Annotated in this window: 12 protein-coding genes; 1 reads left to right on the top strand and 11 read right to left on the bottom strand. The window is 31.8% G+C overall.

Features of this window, described 5'->3' with window-relative positions; genetic code table 11:
• Positions 1-36: 36 nt before the first annotated feature.
• From RST01_RS10415 to RST01_RS10370, 10 genes are all read right to left on the bottom strand, one after another.
• On the bottom strand, positions 37-756 hold the full coding sequence (locus RST01_RS10415) for a thioesterase II family protein (RefSeq protein WP_184117613.1): 720 nt from the start codon (positions 754-756) through the stop codon (positions 37-39).
• A gap of 63 nt (positions 757-819) precedes the next feature.
• The gene (locus tag RST01_RS10410) at positions 820-2,070 is read right to left on the bottom strand and encodes a cytochrome P450 (RefSeq protein ID WP_147196583.1); all 1,251 of its coding nucleotides are present in this window, start codon (positions 2,068-2,070) and stop codon (positions 820-822) included.
• Between the two features lie 175 nt (positions 2,071-2,245).
• Positions 2,246-2,782 carry a GNAT family N-acetyltransferase gene (locus tag RST01_RS10405; RefSeq protein WP_147196581.1) on the bottom strand — a complete coding sequence of 179 codons (537 nt, stop codon included), beginning with the start codon at positions 2,780-2,782 and terminating at the stop codon, positions 2,246-2,248.
• Between the two features lie 888 nt (positions 2,783-3,670).
• Positions 3,671-5,428, bottom strand: a complete 1,758-nt coding sequence (locus tag RST01_RS10400) for a DUF2075 domain-containing protein (RefSeq protein ID WP_147196579.1) — start codon at positions 5,426-5,428, stop codon at positions 3,671-3,673.
• 308 nt (positions 5,429-5,736) lie between these two features.
• Positions 5,737-6,237: a hypothetical protein gene (locus RST01_RS10395; protein ID WP_147196577.1), complete on the bottom strand. Its 501-nt coding sequence runs from the start codon at positions 6,235-6,237 to the stop codon at positions 5,737-5,739.
• Positions 6,238-6,454: 217 nt separating this feature from the next.
• Positions 6,455-7,732 carry a PEGA domain-containing protein gene (locus RST01_RS10390; protein ID WP_147196575.1) on the bottom strand — a complete coding sequence of 426 codons (1,278 nt, stop codon included), beginning with the start codon at positions 7,730-7,732 and terminating at the stop codon, positions 6,455-6,457.
• 716 nt (positions 7,733-8,448) lie between these two features.
• Entirely contained in the window at positions 8,449-8,916 is a 468-nt protein-coding gene (locus RST01_RS10385) for a hypothetical protein (RefSeq protein ID WP_147196573.1), read from the bottom strand.
• A gap of 435 nt (positions 8,917-9,351) precedes the next feature.
• On the bottom strand, positions 9,352-10,332 hold the full coding sequence (locus RST01_RS10380; protein WP_147196571.1) for a helix-turn-helix domain-containing protein: 981 nt from the start codon (positions 10,330-10,332) through the stop codon (positions 9,352-9,354).
• 177 nt (positions 10,333-10,509) lie between these two features.
• On the bottom strand, positions 10,510-11,007 hold the full coding sequence (locus tag RST01_RS10375; RefSeq protein ID WP_147196569.1) for a hypothetical protein: 498 nt from the start codon (positions 11,005-11,007) through the stop codon (positions 10,510-10,512).
• Positions 11,008-11,042: 35 nt separating this feature from the next.
• Positions 11,043-11,348: a hypothetical protein gene (locus RST01_RS10370; RefSeq protein ID WP_147196567.1), complete on the bottom strand. Its 306-nt coding sequence runs from the start codon at positions 11,346-11,348 to the stop codon at positions 11,043-11,045.
• Positions 11,349-11,711: 363 nt separating this feature from the next.
• On the opposite strand from RST01_RS10370, the gene RST01_RS10365 reads away from it, so the two are divergent.
• Positions 11,712-12,860: a tyrosine-type recombinase/integrase gene (locus RST01_RS10365; protein WP_244946698.1), complete on the top strand. Its 1,149-nt coding sequence runs from the start codon at positions 11,712-11,714 to the stop codon at positions 12,858-12,860.
• Positions 12,861-12,996: 136 nt separating this feature from the next.
• Here the strand turns inward: RST01_RS10365 and RST01_RS10360 are convergent, their stop codons facing one another.
• Positions 12,997-14,358 (bottom strand): MrcB family domain-containing protein, encoded by a 1,362-nt coding sequence (locus RST01_RS10360; protein ID WP_147196565.1) that lies wholly within the window; start codon positions 14,356-14,358, stop codon positions 12,997-12,999.
• Positions 14,359-14,502 lie beyond the last annotated feature (144 nt).

Below are 14,502 nucleotides of genomic sequence, written 5' to 3'. Positions count from 1 at the left end.
TAAATTTCCCTCCTTAATATTATAAAAATTTGATTGTTAACAATAGACTGAATATTTAGAGCATAAGCTGTTTATATATTTAATAACATCCTTTGAATTAGTATCGATAAAAAAATGGTCTCCCTCTATTTCTTTATAAAAACAATTAGAGGTTGTGTAGTTATCCCATTCCTTTAGCCTAGATCCGTTAGTAATAGGATCTTCTGAACCATGCATTATATAAATATCTCTATCAAAAGGGTTGGAAGGTGCATGTTTGTAGGTTTCTACCAATTTAAAATCAGACCTAATAATAGGAAGGAATAAAGACAAAAGTTCAGGATATTTAGAAAACTCCGGCTTAATCCCTCCTAATTCCTGAAGCTTCTGTAACATTAAATCATTAGGTAGCTCATGATAATTAGTACCTAATCCCACATGGGGAGGGTTTTTGCCTGAAAACACAAGAAACTCAGGTTTCTTCTTTGTTTCTTTTATTATTTTTTTTGCGAGCTCATATACCATAATGCTTCCCATGCTATGGCCAAAAAGGGCAAATGGAGAATTAATGATGTGATCATAACTCTTTCTATAGATATCCTCTATTGCTTCCTCAATATTTTTATATAAGGGTTGTTGAATTAGTCTTCCTCTTCCTGACAGTTCAATGGGGATAACGTTTACGCCATTTATAATATTTTTCTTCCAATTAAAATATATATTCTCTGACCCCCCTGCATATGGAAGGCATAAAAGATTTAAGGTTTTGGACTCCATTTGTTTTCTCTCCATTTCTTCTTTTTTAGCATGTATCGAACAACTACTACTCCTTAATTTCTATCAAATTCCAACTGTGTTCTTTATCTTTCCTCTGATAGGAAAATGTTTTATACCACCTATAAAATTTGAACTAAGGTGTTCAATGTCTCCGCATAATTCGAAATCCTCAAATTTTTCGAATAATTCAGTAAAAAGAATACCTAATGTTTGTCTGGCAGCTAAATGTCCCATACAATAGTGAATCCCACTCCCAAAAGAAATGTGAGGATTTTTCTTTCTTCTAAAATTAAATGTATACGGATCTTCAAATACTTCTTCATCTCGATTAGCAGAGGAAATCCATGATACTACAGCATCACCTTTTTTAATTTTTTGTCCTCTGATTTCTGTATCTTTTAATGCATATCGCATAATGTGACTAGCAGGTGAAGACCATCTTAAGCCTTCTTCTATACCAGATTTCAAGAATTCTGGCTGTTTAGCCCATTCTTTATATCCACCACGCTCCATTAATGTGTAAAGAGTTGCGCTTGGAACATGAGGGGTAGTGACCGTCGCTCCTAATAAAAGGGAGTAACAGTTTGCTAGAATTCCTCCAAAATCAAGTGGCTCGTCATCTATAGTCTGGTGCAATAATATGCCTAATACCTCATCATCTTCCCAATTTTCTTTTTCCATAATGAGATCTTCAAAGTAACTGAAGATTTCTCGGTGGGCATGTTGTAACGTTGCTTGAGGACCTTCTGGTAATTGATATTTCAAATCATCAGGTGCGATTGACATAGCGGTTAACTGTGTAATTAATGGCCAGTCGCTAGTTGGTAGTCCAAGAATAGCCCCCGCTACGGCAGTAGATAGAGAAAACATAGCTTGAGCAAAGTCTATTATCTCTCCTTCTAATGCTGGTTTTAATAATTGACGCACTTCGTTTTTGATAACATTTATATGTTTTTCTAAAGAGTGGTGTGTAAATCCTTTTTGCATAGGGCGTCTTAACTGAGCATGGCGTGGTGGGTCTGTAACAGTAACTTGTTTTCCACCTGCAGGATCATCAGTTCCTAATAATGTAAGAAGAGTTCCTCTTTCTGAGGAAAATTCCTTATGGTTACTTAAAACATTTTTAACATCACTATATTTGGTAACAGACCAAAACCCTAATCCATTTTCTGTTTCTGTCCAATGAATTGGTGCTCTTTCCCTCATTGCATGCAATATAAGATGTACATCTCCATCACTATGAAGTTTGGGGTCTGCCAAATTATAGTCGTCGATTTTAATATGAGATGAATCTTTTGGATAAGTCAATTTCATGTCATTACTCCATTTTTTAATTTTTTTATACTTAGTACTTTTGTCGATTAAGAGGGAAATTTTTACAATCTCTACCTTTTTGTTTTTAAAGGGAGGCAGAACTATTGATACCTGAATTGAAGTACTTCCATCCCTCAATGTTTTGAACTGCCCTTTCCTCTTTAATCATAAATTTTCAAATACTATTTTTTGGAAAAAAACCATAAACAAATGTATCATAAGGTTTACCATTTTGATACATGTAATTTTTTAGAGTTCCTTCTAGTTCAAATCCCATCTTCGATAATAAATTGTTTGAAGCAGTGTTCTCAATAAACACAACTGCCCCAATCCTTGTCAAACCTAAGTCTTGAGAACCGAAAGAAAGAATTTTTTCTACCGCTTCAGACATATAGCCTTTTCTCCAATAATCAGGATGAACTTCATATCCTAATTCCGCACGTTTGTGTTTAGGAGACCAAGCATTAAATCCAACACTTCCGATTAATCTTTTCTCTCCCTTAACTTCAATTCCCCATCGAATTCCTTTTTTCTCTTCAAAACTTTTAGCAAAAAAATCTACTAATCCCTTGGCTTGTTCAATTGACTCTAGTGGTTCTTGGCCATAATAACGTAACAAATCATGGTTGGAGAAACAGGAAAAAATCTCTTGTGCATCATCATACGTGATTTCTCTTAAAATTAACCTATCTGTTTCTAAGGTAGGAAACATCTAATATCCCTCCGATCAAATTTTTGGTTAACAAATAACTGAACTTTTAATGAATTACATAATTATGAAAAATATTAGTTAATTATGTTCTTTTGTATTTTTATTCAAAAAATAAAAAGAATCATATATTACCTTATTAATGTTTTGATGGTTATTTTTTACTTATTATTTTATTAACTATATTATCAATAGCAAAAATAGAAATAAAGACTATTTTTTCAAAAAAATAACTGTTATAATGCCCGACGACTGTAAATTGAATCTTCATAAGGCGCATATATTTGTTTCTTAAAATAAAAAATTATAGATTTCGCCTTATTTATTGATAATTAGGTAAATTCCTCTTGTTGTTTTTATTTCATGGTATATACGTATTTTTGAATATTCTTTCTTCCTGATATTTATACAATCTCCTTAGGTAAATCCATTAGTTTTATTCTTTGCATCTGAAAAAAACAATAAATTTTTGATTATTCTGCAATCTAAACATCTAGAATTGTCAGCCAACTACTTTACCTTTTAATTTATGTTTATTTTTATACTATTTTCAAATTTTTATCTAATTAATAATACCAATGGATTAATAGAGATGGGGTATTTTACACTATAGGAGAATTCAATCATCCTCATTAATCTGAGGCCTACTAGAACTTAGTGAGATCACCAAACTCTTGACCAGTGTAATCCAAGGAAGCCATTCATCTATATAGCATAGATGAATGGTTTGTTGATTTATCTTGCAAAGATATATGGAAAATATAGATAGTTGATTAGCTATGGAAGACAACAAATTAAAAAACCTACTATCTAGTAGGTTTTTAAGGTTAGCCTATTTATAACCCTGTGTGGCTTTAAGGTTGAGAGGTTAGAACTTCAAACAAACAGGACTTATAAAATCTTAGATGCTTGTTTGATTTCCAATGTTTCTAACATATATTTTTTGAATTCTTCGTTTTTCCAAAATCCGAGCCGTATACCATCAATTCCTCTTGTCATCAAGATGTAGTAAATATTCAAAACAAATAAGGTAAACTCGCGTGCATTTTCTGGATTTTCATCATCCTTAGAAAATTTCCCATTTACATTATGAAAATTAGCTGGATTTCCAAATAAACATCCATTATCATCAACTTGTAAATCATTTCCGATTAAAACACCAACTTTATTTAAATCGATACCTTGAACAGCAAATACAGAACCTACCTGCTCTTCAGCACCATCTGAATTAATCCAATTCTCTTGTGTAGAATTCCAACTTTTTTCAATATCACCTTCATACCAGTGCATGATAGTTGGATTTTTGCCATCTGCTTGCTTCCAAGGTTCAACTAATCCTCCCAATACACGATTTATATTTTCAGAGTGAAAATTCCTGTCTTCTTCAATCCAATCAAATAGACTTTTTAAAGGTTCTTCCTCGAAAAAACCAAAATATGCATCAATATCAGGGTCTTGGAAAATAGATCTATCAAAATCAGGATTAAAACTTGTTTCTTCTAATAAACCTGTATCCTTATACAAAAGATATTTTATACCATTTACAAAGTCTTCTGATGTATAGCTTTTTCCTAGGGGGGTCTTAATCCTAAACTGTGTTTTTAAATATCTTTTTTCAAAGTCTTTAGTTGCCCTATTAAATTGCAAACGGGTTATATTAGCAGGTCGAATAGCTTGTAGTACATCATACATTAATACAACTTGTTTACCTAATTGTTTTAATGCATCCAAATGATTCTCATCATTAGCAAATTTTCCTTTATACACTTTATTAAAAGATGCCATTTGCTTGGAGAACTTTCTAGAAAGCTTATGAGATTCATCTACAATAATAGTATCAAAATTTTCCCCAGCGTTAATCAATTGTGTAGAGCTAGCAATTGTTAAATTACTGTTGTACATTCCATACACGCTAAATATTTCTTTTGCCGTCTTAATCCAGTTAGGTTGTAATACGACTGCTATTCTATGTTTAGGTTTGTCTATCATAAACTTCGCAACTAAATGTGTTAGTAACACAGTTTTACCTGTTCCTGCATCACCGTTAATTACAAAGCTTTTATTATCGTTTGTTTTAATCTCTTCTAGAATGTCCATTTGTTGTGGTGTCAATACTTTGATTGGGCTATATTTAACTAAAGCTTTATTTCTCAACTCTTTTAGTGTGGGTGTTCTAACCCAACCCTTTGGATATAATTCATTCTCCCAAAAAGGCAAAAGAACTTCAAAAGAGACCTTTTCTCGTTCTGTATAGACATTGATACTATCACCATTAGTCCCATTAATAATCTCATCATTATCGAATTGAATTTGCTGTTTTTTTGACTTTGGATTGTCTGCTTTAAAATAGGATATCAACTGGTTTTCAACATCCTTTATAGCACTTCCGTGGAAATAGGTTGAGAAGAGAATCATTACTTGGTCAAAGTCAGCAACATTAAACTTTTCTTCGTTTCCACTATAATGTTGTCTATGTCTATCAAAGAACTGTGTTGATTGACCTATATAAAGTTTTTTTGATTTTGTTCCTCTGTAAATATAAACAACATCACCATTTCGTAGCTTTTTTTGCTCAATGTCACGTAACTTATCAAAATCTTCCAATCTTCCATTGTTTACTCTCAATTCAATGCATTTATACTTAACCACTACTTAATCCCCCTCATATTACACACTTTTAATAGGTTTGAAAAAATGTTATGTAATGTATCATTATATTTATTGTAACATTTTAAGTATAATATAACTATTATATCTATTATGCCTATAGGTAATTTTTACTCCAATTATTCAATATGTATACCTTAATTAATCCATGTATTGTTCATTTGTCAGAAGGTATATTTTTAGGAATTAAAAAACCCCTCTCATCATTGACGACAGGGTAGAAGTTTTTCAGAGTCAGGTTTTTTTACTTATATATGAATTTTATTAGTAAAGAAACTTAAAAATAAAATTTATAATTTATTATCAATATCGTTGTATTCCCTTTGGAAGTATTCCTTTTGCGCTTGCATAAAGATTACCATTATATCGGTTAATTCCTGTGTATTAGTTAAATGAAGCAGTTTTATTAGACAAGTACTTATAGCTATTGAAAAATCCCCTTGATACAAGTCTTTCCTATATAACTTACCTTCTATCTTATTAAAGTGTAAAGACAATTCTTTTTTTATCGGATCCTCGGGTGAGATTGACTTAACGCCAATAACATTTCTAAAGTTTCTATCGTTTATATAATTATTTATGATGGATACTAAATCATTAGATTCCATTTTTAACTCTTTAAATTCTTCAATTCGTAAATTTATTAACGTATTGGATTTTCTATTTTTTTTACCCTGTACGTTTGTCAGGTATATAGAAATTGAAGTAGAACAAAGTGCTAAAAAAGAGATTATTGCAGCTATACTTGCCCATTGAAAATTATTGTTTTGATCAAAGAAATACTGTACCATAGTTTTTCACTCTTTCTTATTTTTAAATAACTATATACTAACAATATTTATATTTGAAGTGTGATTTTTCACTATGGATATATTTATTTTGTATTATAGATTTCTAAATTTTCATCTATAAAACATTTGATTAGGAAAGCATATCAAAGGTCTAGGGCCTTTTGATATGCTTATATTTAAGAAAATGCACCAATAATGTTCTTTGCTATTCTTTCATTTAGTCATTCATCATTGTGAAAAGAATAGTTTCTTCCCCACCGCTCACTGTGAATTTTCCAGAAACAGTTTTATAACCTGGAGCAGTAATTGTATAAGAGTAAGTGCCAGGAGATAATTGATACTTACCTGAAGATTTTGGCGTTACTATGCTACCATTTTTAGACTTTATGACAATTTTCTCTCGATAAGCATCATCTGCTTCAAACTCAACATAAGTAATTGAATCAGCATCATCAGAGATGGAGTCATCGTCAGAAGCACTATCATCTTCATCTATAGACTCATCGTCTTCATCATCATAGCTATCGTCATCCTCATCATCATAGCTATCATCGTCTTCTTCGTAAGAACTGTCATCATCTTCTTCATAAGAGCTATCATCATCTACAGATTCATCATCTTCATCAAGAGATTCGTTACTTTCATCCATACTATATGAGATAGATTCTTCTTGATTTGCAGCGTTGATTTTAATGGTCTTAGTATAGGTTGCGTAACCATTTGCTTTTACAGTAAGTTTGTAAGTACCTGAAATTAAAAGATAATAACCATCTTCAAATGGATTAACAACTTTTCCTTTACTATCTTTTAAGGTTACTTTACCGTTATACGCATCATCAGCATCAAAAGATACAAGTTCAGCTAATACGCCATTAATATAATAGAGATCCTCATATTGTACAGTCCCTTTAGCTAGGCTAGCTCCTTTATACAACTTACCGCTACTCACATGGTAGCCGGTATAGGCTTCCCCATTTTTATAGTACTTCCCTTTATAAGTACCAGTAGCTAGTACCCCATTTTTGTAATACTTGCTCTTATATATACCTGTAGTTAGAACGCCCTTACTGTAGTATTTATCTTGATATACACCAGTAAATAGCACGCCTTCTTTATAAAATTTATTTTTATAAGTAGCAGTAGCTAATACACCGCTTTTATAATACTTACTACTTTTAATGCCGGTGAATAGCGTTCCTTTTGAATAATATTTGCTTTTATAAGTCCCTGTGGCTAAAGCACCGCTCTTATAGTATTTATCCTTATATAAGCCTGTAAACTTTGCTCCATTGTTATAAAGTACACTTTTATAAGTGACATAACCACTTGCTGCCTTTCCAGTACTCTTAACTATTAACTTTCCGCTCTTCACTATATATGTTGTGGCTGCATCAGCTGTAGCTGAATTAACCGTCATTGTAGCTGCTACTGATGTAGTCCCAATAATAATAGCTGTAGAAAGTGCTGCTGCTTTTACGATACTTTTTTTGTTCATTTCCTCTGCTCCCTGCTTTTTTATTTAGTTTCCTTTTTTGAACCTTTCACCTCCTATTGAGATAGTGGTTTATAATGAGGAGAAAAATCTCCAAAAAGAAAAACCCTACTGAGTACATAGCAAAAAAGCTATCGTAATCAGTAGGGTTTTCCTACATTAGTATATAGTTAGTTTTTAGTATCTAAATAAATAGGGATATCTTGGGGTCAATAGGCGGGCATTCTAAGAAACCCTGGACCACATCATAATTAATACTAAGATCTTTCTGAAGTGGCGTTTCTATACCATTTACTATAACAAATAAATTAAGTGATTTAAATACTTTTATAGCAGACGAAATAAAATCTAGGCGATGGTTTCTAGAAGATATAATAATTAGTTATTAAATGCTTTAAAGTTAATACCACCGCGTTTAATGCAAGGTTTTTCCACTTAATTTTCCACTATACATTAGCAAGCTACTTATCTCTAACCTAAAACTTAATGTTAATAAAAAGCCCGTAGATTTAAAACTGAAACTGTCTAATTTTGTTGTAGATTAATCCTTTTTTTGAAATAAATAATATTAAGGTTATATAAAGTGTTTATTTAGCTTGTAGGAGATTTTGAATCATATAGGATAAATACCATTAAGTAAATTTTTAAACGCCTGTAAAGACCATTTATTTAAACCGTTTTTTTCTATCCAACAAAAAAAGGCAGTCATATAAGCTACTTTATATATTTCCTAACCTTTTTGCAATTTCTGCAGTGGGGAAAAATGAGCCATTTTCGTTTTTTTCTGCTTCATCCCTATTAAAAGATACTTCGCCCACATCTTCAAAGTTAATTGTCAATACTCGCCAATCTTCTACTCCCAACAAGATTTCTCCAATAGCGGAATATGCAGATTCAGCCAAATCTTTTTTGCTTAAAAATTGACTTTCAGCTAAGTTAATCGTGGCTTTAATTTCATTCCCTTTATTACTAAATTTAGTTAATTTATCGCTTTCACGCATATTGTCGCTAATCATTTCTTTGAAATCAACATCATTTGATTCATTTACTACTTCTTCAGCTGGTGCTGATTCTTCAGACTCTGTTTGAGCTGGTAATGGCACTGGTTCAGCTTTTTCTTCATTATTGCCACATGCAGTTAGTAATAGTAAGGATAATAAACCCGAAAATAATATATATTTTTTCATAGTAGTACTCCTATTTTTTACATTTAATAAATATTATAGCATATCAATTAAAGAAAAAACTTTTTATTTTCGCTCCTAATAACTTTTGATTCTTCTTTTAAATACTTTTGTCAAAAAAATTCCCCCTAGCCATAACGGTTAGAGGGTTTTTCAACTGTTTTCATTGTAGGTCATCCAGTATGTCAACGAGTTCAAATTGATTAATGAAAGATTGCTTTGTATGCTAGTAATCAGTCTGTGGCGCTGTGCTGGTGATAGCATTAAACTAGATAGCTGTTTACTAATGTATTTAAGAGGGCATTATGCTGCCGTGAGGTAATACGGTTAGTTTGCTTGAGTCTTCATGTATTTGAGTTCATGTGGGATGCCATACCTATGATTTCATTATCCATTTGTTGATTCAGTGCATCTGGGATAAGCAGGATCGTTCTCTTTCTACTCTTGTTGTTTTTTTATATATTCGAGAATTGCGTTTTCTGTTACCTCGCTCGCAGTTAAATCGTGGCTCTCTACAAATGATTGGAGCAGCTTAATTGTTGGAAGACTTAGCGACAACGTAATGGATTTATGACCTTTTAAAATATGAAGATTATTCTCATCTATATAGATATCTCCCTCAATACTAGTAATAATATCTAAAGATACATCATTAGGTAATGGACATTTATCAATTGGGATATTAATTTCTTTTAGAAATAATTCAATCGTTTCGTTTTTTTCGTTTACAAACATATTATTAATACCTATATGCTGGTAGAAATAATCAATGAACGAAAAACCGGACTCATTTTTAGGTATCTCAAAATGGCCGTAACCATTACTTTTGAGGCTGCTTCTATTATTAAGGGTATATGATGGCTCAATCTTTAACGCTTCCAATGATGTTTTAAAATCTACAAAGTTATTAGAGCCATTCAAATATAAGCCCCATTCATTACTTTCATTTTTAAAGATACGATAGAATTTTCCGTAATCATTTTTAAAGAGTTGGAATAACGCAATGTTGTATTGAGAATTGTAAAAATCTTTCTTTGCACCTTTGCTCTTTTTCTTTCTCAATTGCTTACTTATCGCTTTTTGAGTTGATTCAGGGATTAAATATTTATAATTATTAACCCCATAAGGGATTTTTATAACGTCTAAATCATCGTTTTGTTGAAGCAACTGATAAATTCTCGCTTTTGATATTTTTAACTTTTTTGCTAAGTCATCTACGGTTATTCCGTCAGCTTTTTTTGATTGCAGGAATTGTTCCACAGATTCTTTTGTATATCTCGTCGATTTCTTCATTCTGTAAGGATTTGGTTCAGCTTGAATTTTTCCTTGTTCAGCATATCTATAGACTGTAGATTCTGCGATATTCAGTAACTTCGCAACCTCTTCTTTTGTATAGTAATCACTATCTTGATAAACCATATTATCCCTCGCTATTCTAAGTCCTTATATATACTTTTTACAATACCATAACCAAATCATCTTTCAATAAATGAAATGATAGTCATGATATAAGTTTCTAATGTTAGATTAATCTGTTGTTCATTGTAGATACCTTAGTAAAGTGCTTATAACCAGAGTCCCTTCAAAAGGGTTTCATTAATTCTCCCCACTCCTCAGAGGTTTATTAGGGATGGCTAGTATTTTCATATAGAGACCATGTATAGATTTCAATGGGACATTGTGTTCTTGCATTAATGTCTCCAATGAGTCAACCAGGAATTGTTTCATTTTTGGCTCCATATATAAATTATTGATGAGCGTGCCATCTATAATGTTTCTGGAATTAACAACTGTTCCTAAACAAGCCAAGGCTAAGTCTACCCCTTTCTCATTATCTTCTAGAAAAAAGAGGTATTGAGGATATGTAGAAATTAATTTATACATCCAGCTACGAAAATTGGTATCCTTCCACAAAGGTCCTAGGTCTTCTAATCCGTTATAAGGGACGACTTTTATTGCATGTTGGAAAACCGTAACGTCCCATTTCAAATGTTCTTTATATAGATTAGACATATTCCTAATTGAAATATTATCTACCTGTGTAGGAGTAACTCGGATAGCGCAATTTATATCATTATTATTTGGTGTTATCATTTTTTACATTCTCCTCTTTCCTGTCGTTCAATTTGTTATTTAACAAAAAAAACCCCTAATTCTTGAAGCATATCTTTGATCATGTAGGAAAGAGAGAAAAATGCTAATAGCAACGAAATTATCAAAAATAGGCAAAAGAAAAACAGCGTTATATATGGCGATTCAATGTTTGAACCAATATAACCTGTAATAAGTAATAAAAAAGGTATGAAAATCATGTGTAAAGTGTTTTGTTTAATTTCAGGGATGTGATCAATGATTAAATCCAGGTATTCCTTAGTATCTACCTTGAAATTTCCTAAAAAGGGTTGCTGTGCATCTTGTTCAAATTCTGCTATCATTTCTTTTCCTCATTCCCGCTAAAAAATTTTGAGTTTCTTCTATTATATAGTGTTATTAAAACCATCAAAAAAACCCCCAACCCCCTTCGCTTCATATCTATTTTCCTTTCCAAAGAAAGAAATAAGAATTTTCCTTCCAATGAATTAAAAAATTACAAATGAAATAATTCCCTTTCATTATATAACTGCCAAATTTACTATTCAATATTTATTATATAAATAATAAATATCATAATTTATATAATGTATAATCAACATTAACAAATAGACCATTTTTTTATGTTAGCTATATTTTATATAAATAGAAAGGTAGTTTATAATATAGATAAATAATAAAAATAAATTATAGAAAGGTGTGTAATTTTGGCGATTTTAAGTGAGCAATCCACTAGTAGCTTAAAAATTCGAAACAATTTAGAATTGTCTGACTCTGTAGACATGAATGATTTGCAATTAAGGATTGATCAAGCTGAAAAAGAACATCAATCTAAATATGTCTATTTTAACGACAAGGATATGGTCAATTGGTTTTTACACGAAAATAAGCATTTAAGGAAATCGGATGGCCGTACTAAAAGAAGTACAAAAGAATATCAACGTGAATTGCAACAATTTATTGAAGCTCTCCTGGCTCATGGTTCTGAATTTAATTTAGATATAGAAGAAATTGTGGAAGGTTCGATATTTAAATCGCTACAACCTCGACATATACGCAAATACCAGGAATGGTTACAAACATCTAGCCCATATGTTAGGAGAAATGGCTCCTACGCTACTGCCACATTAGAAAGAAAAACAACAATCTTACGCTCGTTCTTTCGTTTTTTACATGAAGCAGATTATATTACGGAACAACTTGAACAGGGTCTAAAAATTATATATACGAAAAAAGATGATAGGCCTAATAGAGACCTGGGGCCTGAAGATGTTGTAAAGTTACTTCGGAAATTTCAAGATATGCAGCATCATGTGATGTTTGCGATAGTACATATACTTACGACAACCGGAATGCGTAATGAAGAGTTTTGTACACTTAAAGTCAAAGATTTGAAGCGGGATACAATTAATGGTGGATGGTACCTAGCAGTTACTGGGAAAGGGAACAAACGGAGAGACATACCAGTAAAGTCAAAAGTACTTGATAGTATTTTGTTATTACGGAATGCCAGGGGACTTACCTCACTCGACGTAGCAAACGGAGATAGCCCTTTGTTTACAACTAATACAGGAAACGCCTATACCCCTCCTTATTTATCACAATACGTAAAAAAGGAAATTCAAAAGATAAAAGCTCAGACATTAGGTGATACAGAGGTTACCATAACCCCTCACGTTTTTCGCCATGCATTTGCTATCATTTCTCAACAAAATGGCATTGATGTATATCAGATTATGAGATCTTTAGGACACGAGAAAATTGATACTACTATGATTTATCTTCAAAAAGTATTTGAGCGTAATAAACATGCAATCCATAAGTGGAAATCAGAAAAATTTGGTGAATTTATATAAATTAAAAGCTTTTATTTTTAACGGAGAAAGAGTCAAATTGTACTTTAGCTTCTTAGCAAAATAGAGGTATACATCATAATGGAATGAACTAAATTAGAATGTGATTAAATATAAAAAGGGACCTTTTAAGGTCCCTTTACTTTTTAAATTTACACTTATACATAATCGGTTTCATTTCAATTCGCTTCTCTTCTTCTTTGCCAAAAGGAATTATTTCATCAAAAATCCTTTGCTTTTCATAACCAACATATTCTACAAATACTAAACGATAATTACCTTTTAATTCTTTTGCAACGGCTAATTCTCTTTTAGATAAGTAGAATGTAAATTCATTATTCCCTCCCAAGGAACTACCCTTTACTTCCAAGTATTTGTTTTTAATATTCCCCGAAGAATCTATCTCAATACTTTCTATGTCATAACCTAAGCCATCTTTTTCTTTAGAAACATGTTTTACTAAATGAATGTGATTACCATATCCTGCTTTTTTTAAGTTAGAAATCTCAAGATTATAAATAAACGCTTCAGCTTCTCTTCCTATTCTATTATTATGTTCTTCCCTTGCTGCTAGCAACTTTTTATGCGTTTCAGGGTCAATCGTTGAATTTGTTTTACTTTTTTTATTCGATTTATTTTTAGAAGCTTTTTCTTCATTACCCTCTTTATCCTCTAATAAGGTAAGTTCTAATACTTCAAAGTAATCTTCGAAAATGAAGTCATAAAATAACTCTAGCATTAGACTTAAATCTTCTTCTAGTACTGCTTTATGTATATCTTTTACGGCATACTTCTTCGAGACTATCACTGACTTCTCATATTTTTCTGCTGTTGTACCAGCTGTATCACCTAAATCGATAGAGCCTGGCTGTATACCTTTGTATCTTACATCTCCCTCAATCACTTCCATAATCTTTGTAGCAGATACGGCAGCCATTGCTTCTAACATATCCTCTTCTTTATCAGATACCGCAAAAGCAATTGATAGATATGCAAATTCACCTTTTGAATCAAATAGAAGTACGATGTACACACCTTCACTAAATCCATTCTTAGATATTCGATTATCACGCATCCCTATCCATACACTTCTCGCCGCATTCCCTTGACCTAATGATCCATCTACAACAAGATTTTCTTTGAACTCATGTTGCTTTATGACTTCTGTAAAAATGTGTTTAAGGCCAACCTTTATGGTCCTACCAACCAATCCATTTACTACACTCTTTCCAACTTCTAAAAATGCAGGAATACCAATCGGGAATAGTTTTAGACTATTTAGCAAATCATCATTTGGTGTAAGTTCATTTACTGAATTGATAAACTGCATTATTACTTCGTCTGACCAAACCTCGTTTTGAAGTAACTGAGTTAAACTATTTCTAGAAATCCCCATACTAACCGCTAGATTACCTTTTTTAATCTTACTGCTTTCTAAAAATCTTTCTACAAGATTACCTACATGAATATTTGACTCTTCAACGCTTTTTAGGCCAACCATTTAGATCTTCTCCTTAAGTTTCCTTATAATTAATTTAGCTTTTAAAAAGCCTATTAACTATTCATATCTTGAGTTTTTCGGAAGCCCTATATTAAGAACAACTACTCTATAGTTGTAGTAATCGAAATTTTAGCAACCTCTTCA

The sequence above is a fragment of the Rummeliibacillus stabekisii genome (assembly GCF_007988965.1).
Taxonomy (GTDB): Bacteria; Bacillota; Bacilli; order Bacillales_A; family Planococcaceae; genus Rummeliibacillus; species Rummeliibacillus stabekisii.
Note: the sequence above shows the minus strand (reverse complement) of the source record. Positions and strands in the feature narration are given on the sequence as shown.